At 62.1% G+C, this 20,861-nt stretch carries 13 protein-coding genes; 5 read left to right on the plus strand and 8 right to left on the minus strand.

Annotated features, from left to right (window positions below):
• The first annotated feature begins 185 nt into the window (after positions 1–185).
• From O3932_RS05560 to O3932_RS05575, 4 genes are all read left to right on the plus strand, one after another.
• Positions 186–1,979, plus strand: coding sequence for a peptide ABC transporter substrate-binding protein (locus O3932_RS05560; protein ID WP_371536805.1), 1,794 nt, complete (start codon positions 186–188; stop codon positions 1,977–1,979).
• An 81-nt stretch (positions 1,980–2,060) separates the two neighbouring features.
• Complete coding sequence (locus O3932_RS05565) at positions 2,061–3,020, plus strand: ABC transporter permease (protein WP_291450403.1); 960 nt, start codon at positions 2,061–2,063, stop codon at positions 3,018–3,020.
• Positions 3,017–3,916 (plus strand): ABC transporter permease, encoded by a 900-nt coding sequence (locus tag O3932_RS05570; RefSeq protein ID WP_371536807.1) that lies wholly within the window; start codon positions 3,017–3,019, stop codon positions 3,914–3,916. The genes O3932_RS05565 and O3932_RS05570 overlap by 4 nt, the downstream gene beginning before the upstream one ends.
• Before the next feature lie 8 nt (positions 3,917–3,924).
• Positions 3,925–5,985, plus strand: coding sequence for a dipeptide ABC transporter ATP-binding protein (locus O3932_RS05575; RefSeq protein WP_371536809.1), 2,061 nt, complete (start codon positions 3,925–3,927; stop codon positions 5,983–5,985).
• A gap of 156 nt (positions 5,986–6,141) precedes the next feature.
• On the opposite strand, the gene O3932_RS05580 is transcribed toward O3932_RS05575, so the two are convergent.
• The 6 genes from O3932_RS05580 to O3932_RS05605 all read right to left on the minus strand — a co-directional run bounded on the left by O3932_RS05580 (position 6,142) and on the right by O3932_RS05605 (position 12,092).
• A complete protein-coding gene (locus O3932_RS05580; protein WP_003790058.1) occupies positions 6,142–6,423 on the minus strand; it encodes an HU family DNA-binding protein in 282 nt (93 codons plus the stop codon).
• Between the two features lie 410 nt (positions 6,424–6,833).
• A complete protein-coding gene (mmsB, locus tag O3932_RS05585) occupies positions 6,834–8,009 on the minus strand; it encodes a multiple monosaccharide ABC transporter permease (RefSeq protein ID WP_009648730.1) in 1,176 nt (391 codons plus the stop codon).
• Complete coding sequence (locus O3932_RS05590) at positions 8,006–9,553, minus strand: ATP-binding cassette domain-containing protein (RefSeq protein WP_371536812.1); 1,548 nt, start codon at positions 9,551–9,553, stop codon at positions 8,006–8,008. Before O3932_RS05590 ends, mmsB begins: the two co-directional genes overlap by 4 nt.
• 63 nt (positions 9,554–9,616) lie before the next feature.
• Positions 9,617–10,798 carry a multiple monosaccharide ABC transporter substrate-binding protein gene (chvE, locus tag O3932_RS05595; RefSeq protein WP_371536814.1) on the minus strand — a complete coding sequence of 394 codons (1,182 nt, stop codon included), beginning with the start codon at positions 10,796–10,798 and terminating at the stop codon, positions 9,617–9,619.
• 469 nt (positions 10,799–11,267) lie between these two features.
• Positions 11,268–11,819, minus strand: a complete 552-nt coding sequence (locus O3932_RS05600; RefSeq protein ID WP_371536816.1) for a substrate-binding domain-containing protein — start codon at positions 11,817–11,819, stop codon at positions 11,268–11,270.
• 36 nt (positions 11,820–11,855) lie between these two features.
• The gene (locus O3932_RS05605) at positions 11,856–12,092 is read right to left on the minus strand and encodes a LacI family DNA-binding transcriptional regulator (protein ID WP_371536865.1); all 237 of its coding nucleotides are present in this window, start codon (positions 12,090–12,092) and stop codon (positions 11,856–11,858) included.
• 102 nt (positions 12,093–12,194) lie between these two features.
• Here O3932_RS05605 and O3932_RS05610 point away from each other — a divergent pair, with 102 nt between their 5' ends.
• Positions 12,195–14,135 carry a solute carrier family 23 protein gene (locus tag O3932_RS05610; protein WP_371536818.1) on the plus strand — a complete coding sequence of 647 codons (1,941 nt, stop codon included), beginning with the start codon at positions 12,195–12,197 and terminating at the stop codon, positions 14,133–14,135.
• 202 nt (positions 14,136–14,337) lie between these two features.
• Here the strand turns inward: O3932_RS05610 and O3932_RS05615 are convergent, their stop codons facing one another.
• Both O3932_RS05615 and O3932_RS05620 read right to left on the minus strand, forming a co-directional pair.
• Positions 14,338–14,739, minus strand: coding sequence for a hypothetical protein (locus O3932_RS05615; RefSeq protein ID WP_371536821.1), 402 nt, complete (start codon positions 14,737–14,739; stop codon positions 14,338–14,340).
• A gap of 621 nt (positions 14,740–15,360) precedes the next feature.
• Positions 15,361–20,712: a S8 family serine peptidase gene (locus O3932_RS05620; protein ID WP_371536824.1), complete on the minus strand. Its 5,352-nt coding sequence runs from the start codon at positions 20,710–20,712 to the stop codon at positions 15,361–15,363.
• Positions 20,713–20,861 lie beyond the last annotated feature (149 nt).

A 20,861-nucleotide genomic window follows, 5' to 3' on the forward strand; every position in this document is an offset into this window, starting at 1 on the left:
GACCTATTATGCCTCAGTGACGAAAGTTTGCTACTTCTTTCGTCGAAAATCGTTGCTATTTTTTCGCAACAATCTCAAATTTATCGAAACCGGCAACATTGGCCGACAATATGTCATATGATGAAGCTCGTCTGACGGGGCCACGTTCCGTCAGAGTCCCCGATCAACGTTGATTTGGAGTAGTCATGAACCTCAGATTGAAGCGGTGGATCACCGCAGGTGCGGCACTCGCCATGGTCTCCACTATGGGCTTGTCCGCCTGTAGCTCTAACCGTGCGCTCACCTCAGAGACCGGAAAGAACGAGGTCACGATGGCCTCGCGCATCCCCAACTGGATCTTCCCCGTCTCCGCCAAGGGCTACACGCAGGGCGAGAACGGACAGTTCATCCAAGCGATGTACCGCCCGCTCTTCGCCTACAAGTCCACCTCCGAGACGCCCTACAAGATCAACCTCCCCAAGTCCCTGGGCACGGTCCCCGAGGTCTCCGAGGACGGCAAGACCTACACCATTAAGCTCCGCGACGACGCCACATGGTCCGACGGTACGGCCGTCTCCACCCGCGACATCGAGTTCTGGTGGAACCTGGTGACCAACAACAAGGACCAGTGGGCCTCCTACAAGGAAGGCTTCTTCCCCGACGGAGCCTCGCTCGATATCAAGGACGAGCACACCTTCTCTATCACGACCACCGACACCTTCAACCCGTCCTGGTTCATCGACAACCAGATCAACAAGGTCGCACTGCTCCCCCAGCACGCCTGGGACAAGACCGGCGCAGACGAGGCTGTCTCCGACCTGGACCGCACCCCCGAGGGCGCCCAGAAGGTCTTCGCCTACCTGCAGGGCGAGGCCAAGAACCTGTCCACCTATGCCACGAACCCCCTGTGGCAGACGGTGAACGGCCCGTGGAAGCTCTCCTCCTTTACCCCCGATCAGGGCCTCGAACTGGTCCCCAACGAGAACTACTGGGGCGAGGACAAGCCGAAGATCGACAAGCTGATCTACAAGTCCTTCACCGGTGACGACGCCGAGTTCAACTCCGTGCGCTCGGGTTCCATCGACTTCGGCTACATCCCTGCCGCGCAGTACAACCAGCGCAAAGCCGTTGAGAACAAGGGCTACAACGTCTTCCTGTGGCCCGGCAACTCCATCACCTACCTCGCCCTGAACTTCGCACCCCAGGCTCCCTCCTCGAAGTACATCAACCAGAAGTACATCCGCCAGGCGATGCAGCAGCTCATCGACCAGCCGACGCTGTCGAACAAGATCTGGTCCGACACGGCATCCCCGACGTGTGGCCCCGTCCCCATGGCAGCTGACAAGGTCGGCACCACCGAAGGCTGCGTCTACAAGTTCGATCCGGACGCCGCAAAGAAGCTCCTGGAAGACCACGGCTGGAAGGTCGTGCCCGACGGTGCCACCGTCTGCGAGAACCCCGGCACCGGCGAGGGCCAGTGCGGCGAGGGCATCGCGGCCGGCGACACGCTGAGCTTCAAACTCGTCTCCCAGTCAGGCTTCGTCTCCACGCACCAGATGTTCGAAGAGATCATCTCCCAGTTCGGCAAGCTCGGCATCAAGATCGACATGAACGAGGTCCCCGACTCGGTCGGCGCCTCGCAGGCATGTGACGACGAGACACCCTGCACCTGGGACCTGTCCTTCTTCGGCTCCCAGACCTCGTGGGGCTTCCCGATCTACGCCTCCGGCGAGCGCCTCTTCGCCACTGGTGCCCCCGTCAACCTCGGCCAGTACTCCAACCCCGAGGCGGACAAGCTCATCGAAGAGTCGACTCGCTCGACCGCGCCCGACGCTCTCCAGGCATACAACGACTACCTCGCGGAGGACCTCCCCGTTCTGTGGATGCCCAACCCGTTCTACCAGATCACCGCTGTGAAGAAGACGCTCAACCTGGGCGAACTCGACGCGACGGGCGACACCTGGCCTGAGGACTGGTCGTGGCAAACCGAGACTAAGTAAGCGCTCGACCCACCACCTCACGGGGCAGGCGTCCGCACCCGCTCTCACGCGGGCGCCTGCCCCCTTACTGTGGAGTTCGTAATGTTCCAATTCATCCTGAAACGCCTCGGCCAGGCAGTCGTCGTCGTCTTCCTGGTCACTATCATCACCTTCATCCTTCTCCAGTCCCAGCCGGGCGGTGCCGCCCGAGCCGCACTGGGCAAGGACGCGACGAAAGAACAGCTCGCGGCCTTCGATCACGAAAACGGATACGACCGGCCGATCCCCGAGCAGTACGTCACCTACCTCAACAAGATCGCGCATGGCGATTTCGGCTACTCCTACCAGCACAACCAGTCCGTCAACGACCTGCTGGCAGCCCGCCTCCCGCGTACCATCTTCCTCTCTCTGCTCTCCACCATCCTCGCCCTCATCATCGCGATCCCCCTGGGGGTATGGCAGGCGGTGAAGAGAAACAAAGCACCCGACTACATCGTGACGATCGCCTGTCTGCTGGCCTACTCGACGCCGATCTTCTTCGCGGGCCTGCTCCTCATCGTCCTCTTCTCGCAGGTATGGCCGATCCTGCCCAACGACGCCCCGCAGGGCCAAGACCTGGCCGTCATGTGGGAGCAGTGGGACCACCTGATTCTGCCCGTCTGCGCGCTCTCAGTTGGCACAATCGCCGCCTACGCGCGCTACGTTCGTTCCTCGATGGTGGACAACCTCAACGAGCAGTACGTGCGTACCGCCCGCGCCAAGGGCCTGTCGGAGTTCCGCGTCGTCTTCGTCCACACGCTGCGCAACGCCATGTTCCCCGTCATCACCATGATCGGCCTCTACATTCCCGCGATGTTCTGTGGCGCCCTCGTTATCGAGACGCTCTTTAACTTCAACGGCATGGGCTACCTGTACTACCAGGCGACCGGCCGACGTGACTACCCGATCCTCCTGGGCGTGGCCCTGATCGTCTCCTTCGCGACGGTCATCGGTGCTCTCCTCGCGGACTTCCTGTACGCCCTGGCCGATCCCCGCATTCGACTGGCAGGACGATCGAAATGACCACCGCTACCGCAACCCCCGACGCGCCCGCGAAGGCGCCCGCCGCCCGCAAGTCGACCAAACTCCAGGGTCTACAGGTTTTCATGGAGAACAAGCTCGCCGTCTTCGGCGTCTGCCTGCTGCTGATTCTGCTGGCATTCTCCTTCATCGGCCCCATGTTCTATGTGACCGACCAGATTCACACCGACCTGTCCATCTCTCAGATGGAACCATCGGCCGAGCATCCGCTCGGCACGGATATGGTCGGCTACGACCAGCTCGGACGCCTCATGAAGGGCGGCCAGACCTCGATCATCGTCGGCTTGTTCGCCGGCATCATCGCGACCACGATCGGCACCCTGTACGGCGCGATCGCCGGCTTCGTCGGTGGTTGGATCGACGCGGTCATGATGCGCATCGTTGACGCGCTCATGTCCGTGCCCGTCCTGTTCCTCTTCATGCTCATCGCCACGATGATCCCGCCGACGGTCCCCGTCCTGATCATCATCATGTCGGCCCTGTCCTGGCTGGGAACATCCCGACTCATCCGAGGCGAGGCCCTGTCCCTGCGCACACGCGAGTACGTCGTCGCGATGCGCGGCATGGGCGGGTCAATGCCCCGAGCAATCCGCACACACATCGTGCGTAACACGATCGGTACCGTCATCGTCAACGCGACCTTCCAGGTCGCCGACGCAGTCCTCTACGTCGCCTACCTGTCGTTCCTTGGTCTGGGCGCGCAGCCTCCCGCCACCGACTGGGGAGCCATGCTCTCCAACAGCCAGTCGCACGTCTACTCGGGCAACTGGTGGCTGCTCTACCCGCCGGGCGTCCTCATTATTCTGCTGGTTCTGTCGTTCAACTTCATTGGCGACGGCCTGCGTGACGCCTTCGAAGTTCGACTGCGCAAGAGGTGAGAAGAACTATGTCTAACTCTCCGCTCCTGGACATCCGGGACCTCCACACTGACATTGAGATCCGCTCCGGCGTGGTCCACGCCCTCTCCGGTGTCGACCTGCACGTTAACCCGGGCGAAACCCTGGGCATCGTGGGTGAATCCGGCTCCGGTAAGACGATGACCGCCCTGTCCCTCATGGGTCTGCTCCCCCCGGGAGGCTCAGTCTCCTCCGGCCAGATCATTCTGGACGGACAGGACCTAACGAAGCTTCCGCTGAAGGAGAAGCGCAAGCTGCGCGGCACGAAGGTCGGCATGATCTTCCAGGATCCGCTCACGTCCCTGAACCCGACCATGAAGATCGGCCTTCAGGTGTGCGAGCCGCTGCGCGTTCACGAGAAGCTCTCCAAGAAGGAAGCTCTCGAACGGGCCGTCGAGATCCTTAAACGTGTGGGTATGCCTCGCCCCGAGGTGGTCATCAACAACTACCCGCACCAGCTCTCGGGCGGTATGCGTCAGCGCGTCATGATCGCCATGGCCCTCGTATGCAAGCCACGCATCCTGATCGCCGACGAACCGACGACGGCTCTCGACGTGACGACGCAGATGCAGATCCTCGACCTCATCGACGAGCTGCGCGACGAGTACCAGATGGGCGTCATCCTCATCACCCACGACCTGGGCGTCGTCGCCGGGCACACGGACCGTGTGGCCGTCATGTACGCCGGTCGCATCGTGGAGACGGCTCCGACGAAGACGCTGTTTACCGAACCGAAGCACCGCTACACGAGTTCGCTCATGGCTGCTCTGCCCGAGCGCGCTCTGGCCGCCGGCACGAAGCTCTTCTCGATCCCGGGCGCTCCCCCATCGCTGACTAACTTGCCGGTGGGCTGCCGGTTTGCGGCCCGGTGCCTGTGGGCAACCGACGAGTGCCGCGCGGGCTACCCGGACCTGAGTGGGGACGACGCCCACACCTTCTCGTGCTTCCACCCGGTACAGGAGGGTGACGAGTCTCCCGCGGCTCTGCAGGCAAAGCTCGACACGCAGAAGAACGGGGACGAGGCCGGGGCGCAGCAGGCCCCGCTGGTGTCCTCGGAGGTCCTGCTCGACGTCAAGGAGGCCTCGCGCGAGTACGAGTCGGCCGGTTCCGGCTTCTTCAAGCGCGACAAGGGCGTTGTTTCCGCCGTGGACCGCGTGTCGATTACCGTCAAGAAGGGCGAGACCTACGGCCTCGTGGGCGAATCGGGTTGCGGTAAGTCGACGATGGGCCGACTCATCGCGGGTCTTGAGCGGCCCTCGAGTGGTGCCATCGAGCTGGATGGGCGCGACCTGGCCACGCTCAAGGGCCGCGACGCGGTGACGATCCACCGCGACGTGCAGATGATGTTCCAGGACTCCTATGCGGCCATGGATCCGCGCATGCGCATCGACCAGATCCTGGCCGAGCCGATGAGTATCCAGAAGACTGGGAACGCTCGCCAGATCGCCGAGCGCATCATGGAGATCATCGAGCAGGTCGGCCTGACCGAAGAAATCCTGGACCGCTACCCCCACGAGTTCTCGGGTGGACAGCTCCAGCGCATCGGTTTTGCCCGCTCGCTGACCCTGGCACCCGACTTGATCGTCGCCGACGAGCCGGTCTCCGCCTTGGACGTGTCCGTCCAGGCGCAGGTTCTTAACCTCATGAAGGATCTGCAGGCTGAGCTGGGCCTGTCCTACCTGTTCATCAGCCACGACCTGGCGGTCGTGCAGTACATGGCGGACCGCATCGGCGTCATGTATCTGGGCCGCATCGTCGAGGAGGGACCGGCGAAGGAGGTGGTCGAGAATCCGAAGCATCCCTACACGAAGGCGCTCATCGACTCGATCCCCGTCCCCGACCCCGAATTCTCCCACGACGACCGGGCCATCAAGCTGACCGGCGAGCCTCCGAGCGCCGTCAACCCGCCCGAGGGTTGCCGTTTCCGCCCGCGCTGCCCCTTCGCTGGCGAGGAGTGCAAGATCCAGCCTACCCTCACGGATGAGCGTCACCGCGTGGCGTGCCACCATCCGCTCCTTCAGATTCGCAAGAGGGAAGAGGTGGGCGCGTAAGCACATAGTCGTCTGATCTACTCCAGGGGACGCCCCCGGCCCGATTCGCTCGGGCCGGGGGCAATCGTATGCCTCCCCTGCTGCAAGGCGGGCGCGTATACCTGTGGGGCACGACCGAGTGGTCGTGCCCCACAGGTAATGCGTTGGGTTAGCGCGTCACTTGGAGACGGCCTTCTTCAGCGTGGAGCCAGCGGAGAGCTTGACGCCGTAGCCAGCGGGGATCTTGATCTCTTCACCGGTGCGGGGGTTACGGCCCGTGCGAGCGGCGCGCTCGACGCGCTCGACGGAGAGGAGGCCGGTGACCTTGACGGCCTCGCCCTTAGCCAGGGACTCAACGAGGACAGCCTGGAACGCGGCCAGGGCCTCGTCGGCCTTCGCCTTGGTCAGGTCAGCGCGTTCGGCAATCTGAGCGACAAGCTCGGTACGGTTCACGGACATTGAGAAACCTCATTCCTGTTCGTTCTTTGGTTACCACTGTCGTGGCCACGAATGACACAGTACGAAATCTCCGACGATTTCGCCGAGTTTAGGGCCATATTTCGCGGATTTCACGAAAATTGCCCGCATTTCAGCCCAGAAATGTACATTTCTGTATTGCACATCACACAAACTTCTCAGCCGTTCAGCGCTCACCCGCCTCCAAACGCGCTATCACCGGCGCATTTTTCGGTAAGGACAGGAGTCCTATTAAATGACGAAACAATCTAGACGATGCACGTGACAAACACGCACGGCACACGCACCCAGATGGACCCGTGAGGCGGCACGCGCGCAGGAGCACCTCAATCAGCAAGGGTGGGGAGCAGCCTGTCGGCCACTCCCCACCCTGATGACTCGCGTCCGCAACCTCACGCGGAGGCGCGCTGCTTGTTCCACACGTCGAACGCAACCGCCAGGAGCAGGACTGCTCCCTTGACGATCTGTTGGGTGGAGGTAGAGGCACCCATGAGCTGCATGCCATTGGACATGACGGCCATGATGAGGCCGCCGATGAGGGCACCCGAGAGACGTCCAATACCACCGGTCGTCGACGCCCCGCCAATGAAGCACGCGGCAATCGCGTCGAGCTCGAACATGTTGCCGGCCGAGGGCTGCGCGCCGTTCATACGGGCCGAGTAGACGACGCCAGCAACGCCCGCGAGGAAGCCCATGTTGACGTAGCACCAGAAGGTGACCTTCTTGACGTTGATGCCCGACAGAGCCGCCGCGGACTTATTGCCGCCGATCGCGTACACATCGCGGCCGAACATCGTCGAGGAGGCGATGGTCCCGAAGACGAGCACGAGGATTGCCAGGAGAATCAGAACGATGGGCAGGCCGCGCTCGATGGAGAGCTTGTAGGCGAACCACATGACGACGATGCCGATGACAACGATCTTCGCGATGAAGAGCCACATGGCTTCGACGGCCTGATTGTAGGAGATACGTGCGCGGCGGGTGCGCAGCTGCTGGTAGGCGAAGCCAGCCACGCCGATGCCGAAGATCACCAGGGTGAAGACGTCGAAGCCGTTACCGCCCAGAAGGCCATTCAGGAAGCCATTGGCGATGTTGTAGTAGCCCTTGGGGAAGGGAGAGAGCGAGACATTGTCGAGAATCTGGTAGGTCAGGCCACGAAAGAGGAGCATGCCGGCCAGCGTGACGATGAAGCCAGGGATACCCACGTAGGCGACCCAGAAGCCCTGGAAAGCTCCGATCAAGATGCCCATGACGAGGGCGGCGATGACGCCAACCCACCAGGGGTAGCCGTGCCTGATGACGAGAGCACCGCTGAGTGCACCCGTCACGGCCACGACCGAGCCGACGGAGAGGTCGATCTGAGCCAGGACGATGACGAAGAGCATGCCGATCGCGAGGATCAGGATGTAGGAGTACTGCAAGACGATGTTCGTCAGGTTGCCCGACGAGAGGAAGGTGTCGGGGTTGAACGCCCAGAACAGGGCGACAATGGCGACGAACGCAATGAAGATGCCGCCCTGACGCAGGTTGGCCTTCAGCGTGTCAACCAGGCTGATTTCGGCGGTCATTTCTGCTCCTCCCTTGCGGGTTCGATAGTCATGAGTTCCATGAGGTTTTCCTGTGTGGCGTCGTCGGCCTTGACCTCGCCGGTGATGTGACCGTACGCCAGGGTGTAGATGCGGTCCGAGACGCCGAGGATTTCCTCGAGTTCGGAGGAGATGACGATGACGGCTTTGCCTTCTTCGACCATCTTGTTGATGAGGGTGTAGATCTCGAACTTCGCGCCGACATCGATACCGCGCGTGGGTTCGTCGAGGATGAGAACGTCCGCGTCCGTGTAGAGCCACTTCGACAAAACAACCTTTTGCTGGTTGCCGCCCGAGAGGGATCCGGCCTTTTGGAGGACGGAGTGAGAGCGGATATTCATTCGCTCCTTGTATTCGGCGGCGACCGCCAGCTCCTTGTGTCCATCGACGAGGCCTCGGCGCGAGAGCTTGAACAGGCCAGCGGTGGCCACGTTGTGTCGAATGTCGTCGATGAGGTTGAGACCGTACTGCTTGCGATCCTCGGTCGCGTAGGCCATGCCGTTCTTGATCGCGTCCAAGACGGTCTTGATCGTGATCTCTTTGCCATCTTTGAAGAGCTTGCCCGAGATGCACGTGCCGAAAGAGCGACCAAAAATGCTCATCGCTAGTTCCGTGCGTCCGGCACCCATGAGACCAGCGATACCGACGACCTCGCCATGACGCACGTTGAAGGATGCCCCTGAGATCACGACGCGCCCCGCCTGGGTGGGATGGTAGACGGTCCAGTCTTCCACGCGGAAGACCTCCTCGCCGATCTCCACATTGCGCTCGGGATAGCGCTGAGTGAGGTCGCGGCCCACCATGAGCGAAATGATCTTGCCCTGCGTGGAGGCGGGGTCCTTCATGTCGATCGTCGCGATCGTCTGGCCGTCGCGCAGGATCGTCGTGCGGTCGGCGATTGTGGCGATCTCTCCAAGCTTGTGGGAGATGATGACGATGGAGACGCCCTGATCACGCAGGCTGCGCACGAGGTCGAGGAGCTGGGCCGAGTCATTGTCGTTGAGGGCGGCGGTGGGCTCGTCGAGGATGAGTAGACGCACGTCCTTGGACAGCGCCTTACCGATCTCGATGAGCTGCTGTTTGCCCACGCCGAGCGTGCCGACCTGGGTTGTTACGTTTTCCTTCAGGCCGACCTTTTCCAGGACCTTTTCGGCGCGGTGATTGACCTCGTGCCAGTCGATCAAGCCGAGCTTGCGGGGCTTATCTGCGCCCAGGAAGATGTTTTCTGCGATCGACAGGTAGGGAACGAGAGCCAGCTCCTGGTGAATGATGCCAATACCGAGGGCCTCGGAGTCCTTGATAGACCGGAATTGGACTTCCTTGCCATCGAAGATGATGGCACCGTCGTACTGCCCATGTGGGTAGACGCCGGAGAGAACCTTCATGAGGGTGGACTTGCCGGCACCGTTTTCACCGCACAGGGCGTGGACTTCGCCGGAGCGGACATCAAGGTTGACATGCTTGAGGACGGGCACACCATTGAAGCCCTTGTCGATGTCGCGCATTTCCAAAATGTTCTGCGTCATGTTTGCATTCCTCGAATCGGAAGGGGTGGGGTGCGGAGCCGATGCCCCGCACCCCGTCGTCGTTTACTTCTTCACGACGCCCGCATCAACGTCGGCTTGGGTGTAGTAACCGGAGTCGATGAGCTTTTCCTTGAGGTTGTCGGTGTAGATGGTTTCGACCTCGAGCAGGTAGGAGGGCACGACCTTGACGCCGTTGTTATAGGTGGTCGTGTCATTGGCCTCGGGTTCGCTGCCCTCAGCCATCGCCTTGATGACCGTCACGGACTGGGCGGCCAGGGTGCGGGTGTCCTTGAAGATGGTGGACTGCTGGATGCCGTCGTTGATCATCTTGGCGGAGGCGATTTCGGCGTCCTGGCCGGTCACAGCAGGCAGGCCGTCCTTGATGGTAGGGCCGTAGCCAGCACCCTGGAGGGCTGTGATGATGCCCCGGGAGATGCCATCGAAAGGCGAGAGGACGCCGGCGAGGGGTTCAGAGCCGCCACCGTAGGTCGAGGTCAGCAGGTCCTCCATGCGCTTCTGGGCGACTTCCTGCTGCCAGCGCAGGATGGCGACCTGGTCGAAGCTGGTCTGTCCGGACTTCACGACGAGAGTGCCGTCGTCAAGGAAGGGCCTGAGAACGCTCATCGCACCATCGAAGAAGAACTTAGCGTTGTTGTCGTCGGGCGAACCGGCGAAGAGCTCAATGTTGAGCGGACCCTTGGGGGCGCTGTCGAGCTTTTTGCCTTCCTTGTCGGTCAGCCCCAGGCCGTACAGCAGCGCGTTGCCCTGAGCGACGCCGACCTTGAAGTTGTCGAAGGAAACGTAGAAGTCAACGTTTTCATTATCACGAATGAGGCGGTCGTAAGCGATGACCGGTATGTTCTTTGCCCCGGCGGTGTCGAGCTGGCTCGAGAGGGCCGTGCCGTCGATGGCGGCGATGACCAGCATGGTGGCCCCATTGGTGATCATCTGGTCGATCTGCTGGGTCTGGGTGGGGATGTCATCGTTTGCGAACTGGAGGTCGACCTCGTATCCGGCCGCCTCGAGGCCCGACTTCACGGCGTTGCCGTCGGCGATCCAGCGCTCGGAGGTCTGGGTCGGCATAGCGACACCAACCTTGACTGTGCCGCCGTTCGAGGCCGCACCACTATCGGAACCGGTGGCACCACCGGCACCGCCTCCCGCGCATCCGCTCAGCGCAAGGGCACCGGCCGCACAAGTGGCTGCGACCGTTGCTATCTTTCCAAAGAAACTACGTGTCTTCATGGAATATCTCCTGTTTATTGCCTCGACATCACTGTCGATGGGCATCACGTCTCCACACATCCGTCGTGCGGTCTGACGGCTTTACGATATGAGAGGAATGTCACCTACACCATGCCCAATCGATAACAGTCCAATAACAATTGTTAACGTTCACATTCCCAAGAACTGACATATACATGAAAGAAACGCTGGGAAACGCATGAATTTATCGCCGTACATTCCCGACGTGACAAAATGTGACAATCCTTCGGCAAAGCGGAAGCCGTCGTGTCAGACGTGGCGACGATGCAGAGCACATCAGGACCGCAGTCTTCCAGTCATCCTCAATACCGAAGTCCGAGCTAGCCACGTGTTGACTCAAACACCGAAGTGACACTCCGATTCAATCTTGTCTCCCTCCGCGACGGCATCATGACGCACGTTGTCGTCAAAGCGAACCACACGCGCCTCGTTGACGACCACACAGCCGTCATCTGCACCCCCGCATCTCGGGGCTGCGGCCATTCACGCTCCTGCCTGAGCGCCGACAAACATCCGTTGAGTGAGCGTTCATATCTCCACGCACACAAGGCACGCACGCAGAAGAAAAGGCTCCTGAACGGGCGCATGGCCCCGTCGAACCACGCACAACGAGGCGGGTGGGACGCACGTAGGTATCGACCGAGCTTCCCTCTAGCGCCTGGCTAACAGCCTCCATCGCGCAGCGCCCACAATCAGCGAAATCCTGGTGAACCGTCGTCAGGCCCGGTCCCGCATAGGCCGCCAAGGGCACGTCATCAAAACCCGCGACCGACACATCCCCCGGGACACTCACCCCGGCCTCGGCGAGGGAATCCATCGACGTGATGACGATGATCGCCTCGGCAGCCAGGGACGAGAAATGATCGAAGGCGCTGGCCACGTCCTCGACGTTGAAACGGTCAAGGGGCACGACTGACGTGAAGAACCAGGCCTCGCGTGCGGTAATCTCCAGGGCAATCAGCATCGAGGAGGGGCCAACATGAGCCGAGGTCGTGGTCACGACACCGATAATGCCTGAGCGGGCGGTCACCAGGGTTCAGGCCACGGAGTTTGGACGGTATCCCAGCTGCGCAATCGCGGCCTGCACGCGTTCGCGCGTCCGCGGCGACACGCGCCCCTTACCGTTCACAACGCGAGACACTGTCTGATGCGAGACACCGACCAATTGAGCTACGTCCGCCATCGACGGAGGACGACCGTTGCGCGACATACCGGTCCCCTCCCGTATGCGTCCTGCTTTGTTCACATCCTCAACGAAACGCACAAACGGCATATTACACGCCACACTTTTTAAATAAATCGTCAAACGTTCATACTGATCACAGAGAATAGAGGCGTCCCTAACACCACTTGGATAAAGGTCCAGGAGACACAGATGGCATCACGCCCCTCGTCCGCTCCCCACCCCGTCGATCAAGTTCCTCCCTTTGGAAAACTCACCATTCTGGGTATTCAGCATGTCCTCGCGTTCTACGCGGGTGCCGTGGTCGTCCCGTTCTTCATTGTCAAACAGCTCGGGCTCGACGATGAAACTCTCATTCACCTCATCAACGCAGACCTGCTCACCTGCGGCATCGCCACCATCATCCAGTCGGTCGGCATCGGCCGCTTCGTCGGCGTGAAGCTCCCCCTCATCCAGGGCGTCACCTTCACCGCCGTCTCCCCCCTCATCGCGATCGGCGCGGCGGCCACGCCACCCGGCGCCGACCCGAAGACCGGCCTGGCCACCATGTACGGCTCCATCATCGCCGTCGGCCTCATCGTCTTCCTGGCCGCCCCCTTCTTCGCCAAGCTCCTGCGTTTCTTCCCGCCGGTCGTCACGGGCACGCTCCTGACGGTCATGGGCACGACCCTGCTTTCCGTCTCTGCCGACGACATTTTGAGGTGGACTGACGATGCACCGGCGGACACGAAGGCGGCGCTCACCTTCGAATCGCTCGCCTACGCCATCGGCACCATCGTCATCATCGTCCTCATCCAGCGCCTCTTCAAGGGCTTCATGGGAACGCTCTCAGTCCTCCTCGGCCTCGTCATTATGACGGGTGTTGCCTTCGCGATGGGCAAGACCAATTTCGCAGGCGTCGGAAACGCCAGCTGGGTGGCCGTCACCCACCCCTTCTTCTTCGGGCTCCCCCAGTTCTCTGTGACCGCCATCATCGCGATGATCATCGTCATGGCCGTGACCGCCGTGGAGACCACGGGTGACGTGTTCGCGACCGGCGAGGTCGTGGGCAAGCGTATCGCCCCACGTGACATCGCCAACGCCCTGCGCGCCGACGGCCTGTCCACCCTGCTGGGCGGCGTCCTCAACTCCTTCCCCTACACCTGCTTTGCGCAAAACGTCGGCCTGGTGCGCCTCACCCGTGTGAGCTCCCGCTGGGTCGTCACCACGGCGGGTGTCTTCATGATCATCCTGGGCCTGCTGCCCAAGGCGGCGGCCATCGTCGCGGCCATCCCCTCCCCCGTCATCGGCGGCGCCTCCCTGGCGATGTTCGCCAACGTCGCCGTCGTCGGCATCCAGACCCTGGCGAAAGTCGATCTGCGCGACAACCGCAACGCCGTCATCGTCTCCACGTCGATCGGCCTGGCCCTCCTCGTCACCTTCAGGAAAGAGGACATCCTCACGGCCATGCCCTCCTGGCTGCAGATCATCTTCGGCTCCGGCGTGACCATCGGCTCGCTGACGGCCATCATCCTGAACATCCTGTTCTTCCACATCGGACGCCAGGCTTCGCCGGACGTGGCCGTGGTGGACGGCAAGAAGATCAACCTGGACGACGTCAACGCGATGGATCGCGACCAGTTCGTCGCGACCTTCTCCTCGATGTTCTCCGCTCACACGTGGCCGGTCGAGCGCGCCTGGGAGTCCCGTCCCTTCGCCTCTGTGTCCGAGCTGCGTTCCTCCTTCGAGAACGCCGTGCTGGCGGCAACGCAGCAGGAGGCCGAAGAACTCATTGCGTCGTACTCGGATATCGTGTCGCTGGTCCTCGATGGCCAGGGTGACGAGCAGTCCCTGGCAGATACGGCGAACCTGTCCGTCGGTGATCTGACGGACAAGGAAGCCGAGGAGCTGCGCGCCCTAGCCAGCGCGTACCGCAAGAAGTTTGGCCGTCCGCTGGTGATCTGCGTGGATAACGTGGTGGACCGCAAGCACCTGCTGGAATCCGGTTGGCGCCGCGTCGAGCATTCCCCGGCCCGCGAGGCTCGTTTCGCCCTCGGCGAGGTCATCGATATCGCCGACCTGCGCTTCGATCAGCTGGTCGCCGACGCGAACCCCATGCGCGCCGCGTGGGACGCGGGGGTTGAGCGTCTCTAGAGTCGTTCGCCCTGTCAGTGACGAGGCCGGGGCGCGTTGGGCTTTTTCGTAGAGTCCCGGCGCGCCCCGGCCTTGCGCTGCCCGAGTGTCTCAACAGCCACTACGCACGACATCCCGGGTGGCGCATGTTGCTCCTGACTATGCGGGAGGTGCGACCGGGTTGGCCGCCCCTCCCGCATGCGCTCGGATTGTCAGCGATGCGTCACCGATCCCACGAGAAGCCGCACAGCTCGTTGAGCTTCTCGCCGTGCGCCGAGAGTTCTGTGGTGAGGTCCAGGACCTCGTTGGATTCGTAGAAGTCGGCACCATTGTTCATGGCGTCAGCGAGCTTGTCCATGTCGGTGATGACGTCCGTGTACGCAGCCTTCACGTCATCGTTGGTGACCTTCTTGGCAGCTTCCTTGTGGATGGCGAGGAACACATCCAGTTTGTTCTTGAAGTCCTCGGAACCAGAGAACGCGGACAGCGCATCCACTTGCTCCAGGGCCTTATCGCGGGCGTTGTTGATTTCTTTGCAGGCATCGGCCTTGGACTGGGATCCGCAGGCAGCCATGCCGAGCGGGAACAGAAGGACGAGGCCGGCGGCGACGAGACGGCGCTTCATGAGGTTTCTCCTTGATTGAGTTCGTAGATGCCGCGAAAGTCTATCGCTTTTCCACTTGGTAAGCACGGACCGGTGGTTCCCGTCCCCACGCTCCACGAGGAAACGTCGGTTAACCTTCAGCTCACGCACGAAGGGTGATGAAAAACAACGTGTCGCGGAACGCTTCAGGGCGCATCCGCATGCAAACCCTCTATCCCACATGTGAACCCGCTGCTCCGCACGTGGGCAGCCCCGCCGACGCTCCGATGAGCGGGTTTACGTGCGCAAGAGAAGTCCCCGCCTCCGACTAGTGCACGCAGCGACCTATAAACCTCACCCTGTTCACTCGCTCATCGAGCGCGCGCAGATATGCCGAGGGGCCGACCTTTCGGTCGACCCCTCGGCGTATCCCATCAACACAGTGCGAGTTCTCCCAGATGACTCCTCAAACGTAGCTCGTCGGCATTACTCGGACCCGTGTGGCCCGCGCCGTATTCCCATGCGATGACGCCTACTGTATGGAGACAACCTTGTGGGACCCCACAGGCAACCTGGGAAAAGCCTGGGACTTTATGCGCTCGCGTCCCGACGCGGTGTTCGGGGCGCGAGCGAGGCGCGCGCCTTGGCACCATGGCAGGGACGCTACAGGAGCTGGCCTGTGTCGGAGAAGTGGTACCACTTCCACCCGATGCGTACCCATCCCGTCGCCATAGCTCCGGTGCCGGGTTGCAGGTAGTACCAGGCACCTCCGTCTGTGATCCAGCCGGTGGCCATCGCACCGGTTGTGGGATCCAGATAGTACGTATCCGTGCCCAGCGTCAGCCATCCGCTCTGCTGAGCACCCGTCGAGGAGTGGTAGTACCACGAGTCCCCGTCGAGCACCCACCCGGTCTTCGCACACCCATTCGCGTCGAATCGGTATACCTGAGCGTCGATGGTGAGCGTCGAACTGCGTTCAACAGTGCCATCCGCGTACCGGTAGCTCCAGCAGCTCCCGTTGTGCGACCACGATCCCACCTGCGGGGTCGGATCCGGCTGAGGGCTGCCCGCGAGCGCCACCGTCACCGGGTGACGCAGATGCGTGGCGTCGCGCACCTCGATGCGCAGCGTCGTATCACTGCTTGGCGGGTTCCACGACAGAAGCGCAGAGGCAGAGTCGGCGTTGGCCGTCATGTCCGCCCAGTCGAGCACGGGTGTTTCGGTTCCGTCCGCACTGACCTGCGTGGCTCGCATCTGGTATCCGCCCGGAATACCACCGGTCACGGAGGCGGTGATCTGGGTCGGGGTACCGACGGATGCCGACAGCTCGTACCCGTCATCGGCCTCGGTGATTCCCGCGCCGGACACGGTCACAGTCGCGGGGGTGTACCGATGGATGCGCGCGGTATCGAGGCGTGCTTGCCAAAGCGCGTTCTCAGCCGTGTCCCATGCGGGCGATCCCTGCGCGTCGGCGACATACACGTCGATGTCGTCGGGTCTTCCCCCAAGCAGGTAGGAGTACAGGGCGAATTGTGTGGTTGTGGACGGCAGGACGAGGACTCTCGGGAAGCTCCCCGAGAGGGTGATGTCCGTTATCCCTTCACCGAAGAATGCACTCATCAGAGAGGTATCCGAGGCGCTCTCTTCGTAATCCACGACGCCCTGGACCCCACCTCGCACGATGAGGTGCTGGGGAGCCGTGAGGCTTGTGCCCCTCGACGAAATCTTCCTGATCTGCGTTCCAAACTCGACCGTCTCGAGTCCCGTATTCGCCAGTCCGCCCGAGTATTGCACGGAGTCGGGAATCTCCAGTTCCGTCAACGACATGGCACCGTCAAATGCGCGGGCACCGATGGTCGTCACCGCACCAGGCAGGACAATCGACGTCAGGGCAGTCGACGCGAACGCCCTCTCCCCCACCGTTGTCAGCTGCGAAGGATAGTCTCGCGTGTCGTCGAATGTCACCGAGGTCAAAGCGGTCGACGCAAACGCGTCTGCTTGAATCTCTCGGACGCTCGCGGGAATACGAACGCTGCGAATCACCCGACGTGCCTTATCAAAAGCGGAGGGTGCGATCACCGTGACCGTATCCGGAATCGTCACGTCGGGCGAGGACCCCTCGTAGCTGGTCAAGACACCCGACGCATCGATCACGAAGTCCCTGGATGCTTCGCCTTCGATCGTGACCGGGATGGACACGCTTCTCGCTCGCCCATACCGATTGCTCACCGTCGCACGCAACGTACCGCTTCCTTCCGTGCTCGACGCCGTCACCGTCGCCGACAGCGTGTCACGGCTGGGCGTGACCGTTCCAAGAGAGGCAGGCACCAGCTTCCACGTCACCGTGCGCCCCTTGAAGGTTGATGCAAGGAACGCCTCAACTGTCGCCGCTTGCCCCGTCTGGAGAGTAAGCGAGGAAGTCGACAGCTCGATACCCGTCCATGATGAGACCGCGCGGACGCTGACCTGCGCGCTCGCGGACACGCTCGATTGCGTCGTGTCGGCTGCGGTGATCGTCGCGCTTCCGGTTCCCACCGCCCGCACGTGTCCTTGATCGTCAACGGTCGCCACGGCCTCGTTCGAGGAGGACCACACGAAGCCGGTGACGGTCGCGTTGGCGGGTTCGTAGTCCGCGCGCAGGGTCGTCGTCTGCCCGACGATAAGCGAGGAGGACTGCGGGGTCAGGGACAGCGCGGTCATCGGGATCCCCGCCAGGTTCACGTGTGCCGTCGTCCGATTCTTGCCCGCGTCCCAGGCGTACAGGGTCAGGGCGGCCGGGTTGGTCGCCGTCAGGGACTCGGGCAGGTCCTTCCACGCGATCTCGTAGTGGCTCGTGTATGTGCCGTCGTCCTGATGTGCGTCCGTCAATCCTTCCGTCACCGAGTAGGCGGGTTCGCTCTCGGTTATCGCGGAGAACCCGTACCCGGCCAGCGGCGAGGAGTCAGTGATGTCGATGACCAGTGTGCGCTCCCCTGCGTCATCCCTGACGTCGAGCGTGGTCACGACGGGAGCTTGGGTGTCCAGCATCAGCTCGTAGCTCTGCCGGTGCGTGGTCGAAGACGGGCCGTCCGATGCTGCTTCAATCGTGAGGGTGTAGGGTCCGTCGGGCAGCTCTGTACCCGACGCGTCGAATCCGTCAAAGACGGCCGCGTCCGTGTGAGGGGTTTCGGCAGTGTCAGCCTGGGCGTCGACGGTGTCAGGAACTTGCGCCTTCCCGTCGAAGGGGTACTTTCGTGCGCGGTAGCGCGTGTACGAGCGCACAACTGTACCGGCCTCGTTCTTGTAGGTGTAGGTCACCACCGGCACGTTTCGCAGCAGGACAGTACGAGGTGCAATCGACGTCGGCGCTCCGGGCAGGGGCGAGCGCGAAACGACGTAGCGGGCACCGTCGAGTCCCACGCGCGGCTCATCGAGCGGAGCGTGCGTCGCCAGGTTGATCAGGGAAGATCGGTCGGCGTGGAAGTCGCTTCCCTGCGCGTCGAAGACGCTGGGGTCTCCCCAGGAGCCGTAGAACCCCATGTAGGGAACCGTCAGGTCGGGTGCCCCGTCGGTGCTCGCGAAGGTGACGGCGCCGTCAATAAAGGTTCCCTTAAGCGCGTTCGCGGCGGCGTACGAGGCAAACTCAGCCTGAGGGGTCACCGTGACGGTCACAGTGGCGTTCGATCTGGCGGGCACGCGCAACGCGTTCGCCGAGAAGATCAGGGAAATACCCTGATTCGCCCAGTTCTTGGAGTGCTGGGTGAAGTACCCGTTTTCGGTGATCTCGGAGAGAGCTTGGCCTCCGAGCGTGTAGGTGTGGTCGTCGCCGGACAGGTTGGTCAGCCTCACCGTGAAGCTCCAGCCCTGCGTTCCATCTCCGAGGTCTGCCTTCGGGCGAGATGGGTCGGGCGCTCCTTCCACGGTCGGGTAGACGGCCGTGGTGGTTGCTGCGACCGCGTCGACGAGGCCGGCACCGACTCTGCGCGGCGAGTAATAGGTTCCGTTGCGTTGCTCAACGTCTTGGAGCGGATGAGCGGTGCCCATCAGGATATTCGCGACGACAGCGTCCTTATCCACGTGGCTCATGCGCGCGAACAACGGATCGTTTGCGATGCGCTCACGCACGAGGGCGGCCACGCCGGCGACGTGCGGGCTTGCCTGCGAGGTGCCGGTCATTCGCACGTACTGGTCAAGATATCCAGCGGAGACGACATTGCCGCCGGGTGCGGTGATCTCGGGCTTGAGTGTGAGGTCGGGTGACACACCCCAGGAGGAAGTGGGATAGACCATCGGCATATCGGTCACGGGAACCTGGTCGGAATACGTGAGGGTGATCGTCACGCTCCCGGAGGCAGAGGATCGTAGCGCCTCGGCGAGGGTGTCGTGGTCTTTGTTCGTGATGGTGACGGTCGGCAACGTTGCGTGCTCGTCGATTATTGCCGCGTAGGGAACCACACCCTGATCGGGGTCTCCGAGCATGAGCGCTGCTGGGCGCGCTGACAGGGACTCAGCCGCACTCACTTGCCGCCAGGCACTGATCTTGTTGTTGTATTCCCCGTTCCCGCCGCCGTTTTCCAGGAGAATGACATCGGAGAGATCGCCCTGGTTGTCGGCGACGAGTCGCTCGAGCGTGCTTGCATCACCCGCGCCGGCGTCAATGACGCGGTAGGTTCCCTCTGGGATGGCACGCAGGTCAGCCTTCGCCTGATCATCCCAATCAACGGCGGCGCGGTAGAAGATCCGCTGGCCCTCGTACGTCAGATAGGGCAGGGCCAACACGTTGTCGACCGACGCGACGGTCAACGACGGTTTGAAGGAACCTGGCTCGGTCACCGTGGAAGTATCCGGTTCGGTCGCGTAGGGTGCAGCGCTGCCATTGAGGGTCCCGTACGCGGCAGACCCCTCATTCCCCGCGCACACGTTGACGGTGATACCTTCATCTGTCAGGGCTTTGAGCACACCATCGTAGACGCTGCCGGCCTCGCTGCTCATGCCACCGCCTCGCACAAGAGACAGGTTGATGATGTCCGGTTTGAGGATGAGGGCGTCATCGAGCGCATCCAGCACTGCCCTGTCCTGAATACCGCTGCCATCTCCGGCCACTTTTGCAGCGATGATCTGAGCGTTCGGCGCGACGCCCCGCAGCTCAGGCGCGTTGGCGGCGGCGATACCGGCGACGTGCGTCCCGTGCAGGCTGTTGAAGATATATCCGGGATTCGGGTTGTCATCCTCGTCGGCGTAATCGTAGACAAAGGGGATCTTTTTGCTTACGTAACGTCCCCCTTTCCCGTGCGGGAGTTTACTGGTCAAGGCCTCGACGTCCGCTTGACTCATGCGCACGTCAACGCCGTCCATGGAGCCGGCAAAGGCGGCATGCCCTATCACCAGTCCTGTGTCGATGATTTCGATAACCTGGCGGTCGCCCTTCAGACTGGTCTGGTTGGCGCGAATCATCTCGAGCGTGGAGGAATTGAGCACGCTGGGGTCAATGGCGGTGAGGACGGCGTCGTCTGCCTCCTCACTGATCGTCGTAGGATCGTAGGTTTGCTCGACGAATGCTGCCTTAACGCCTTCGGTGGCACGAATGGCCTCCAGGGAGGAGGCCGGTGCTTCGAGTGCGAAGCCGTCGAGCGCGTGGCTGTATTCGCGCAGGACGGTAACGGCTGAGCCGGGTGCGACCCGATCAACCTCTGACTCGATGCGGGCTTTCATCTCTGCGTGTTTGGTATCCGTGCTCAGCCCGAAGACACGCTTATCCCAGGGGATTCCGACGTCTCCTTCCTCAAGTTGGACGATGATCGTGGTCGGCGTGTCGTCGCTGGCATGTCCATCAACGTCCGAGGCCGTGGCAGGGTCCTGCGGGATGCGCGGCTGCGCGTCGCCGCCGGACTGCGCGTCGTCGCGCTGGGCAGTGAGGGTGCGCTGCTGGGCGTCGTCGGTGACGGCAGCCGCGCGTGTCGATGGGATTGTGACCGGGGTAAAAACGAGGGCACCTGCCGCTATCAGCGCCAGTGCCATGACTTTTCGTCGGGACATCTGTGGCTCACTTGGTCGACAAAAGGGGTGGAGGTGAGGGTCGCGTCGCTGCTTCCCTCACCTGTCAATCATAAACCGATAGAGCTTAGTCGATAATTGATAATGTTTGACAGACAATCCTTCCAATAGTAGGCATCCGCTATTTTAGC

The organism is Pauljensenia sp. 20925_1_25, assembly GCF_041433955.1.
In the GTDB taxonomy this organism is placed as follows: domain Bacteria; phylum Actinomycetota; class Actinomycetes; order Actinomycetales; family Actinomycetaceae; genus Pauljensenia.

Excerpts from the sequence above, each read along its gene's own strand:
- O3932_RS05560 (WP_371536805.1), top strand. The coding sequence starts at position 186 with ATGAACCTCAGATTGAAGCGGTGGATCACCGCAGGTGCGGCACTCGCC.
- O3932_RS05565 (WP_291450403.1), top strand. The coding sequence starts at position 2,061 with ATGTTCCAATTCATCCTGAAACGCCTCGGCCAGGCAGTCGTCGTCGTC.
- O3932_RS05570 (WP_371536807.1), top strand. The coding sequence starts at position 3,017 with ATGACCACCGCTACCGCAACCCCCGACGCGCCCGCGAAGGCGCCCGCC.
- O3932_RS05575 (WP_371536809.1), top strand. The coding sequence starts at position 3,925 with ATGTCTAACTCTCCGCTCCTGGACATCCGGGACCTCCACACTGACATT.
- O3932_RS05580 (WP_003790058.1), bottom strand. The coding sequence starts at position 6,423 with ATGTCCGTGAACCGTACCGAGCTTGTCGCTCAGATTGCCGAACGCGCT.
- mmsB (WP_009648730.1), bottom strand. The coding sequence starts at position 8,009 with ATGACCGCCGAAATCAGCCTGGTTGACACGCTGAAGGCCAACCTGCGT.
- O3932_RS05590 (WP_371536812.1), bottom strand. The coding sequence starts at position 9,553 with ATGACGCAGAACATTTTGGAAATGCGCGACATCGACAAGGGCTTCAAT.
- chvE (WP_371536814.1), bottom strand. The coding sequence starts at position 10,798 with ATGAAGACACGTAGTTTCTTTGGAAAGATAGCAACGGTCGCAGCCACT.
- O3932_RS05605 (WP_371536865.1), bottom strand. The coding sequence starts at position 12,092 with ATGCCGTTTGTGCGTTTCGTTGAGGATGTGAACAAAGCAGGACGCATA.
- O3932_RS05610 (WP_371536818.1), top strand. The coding sequence starts at position 12,195 with ATGGCATCACGCCCCTCGTCCGCTCCCCACCCCGTCGATCAAGTTCCT.
- O3932_RS05615 (WP_371536821.1), bottom strand. The coding sequence starts at position 14,739 with ATGAAGCGCCGTCTCGTCGCCGCCGGCCTCGTCCTTCTGTTCCCGCTC.
- O3932_RS05620 (WP_371536824.1), bottom strand. The coding sequence starts at position 20,712 with ATGTCCCGACGAAAAGTCATGGCACTGGCGCTGATAGCGGCAGGTGCC.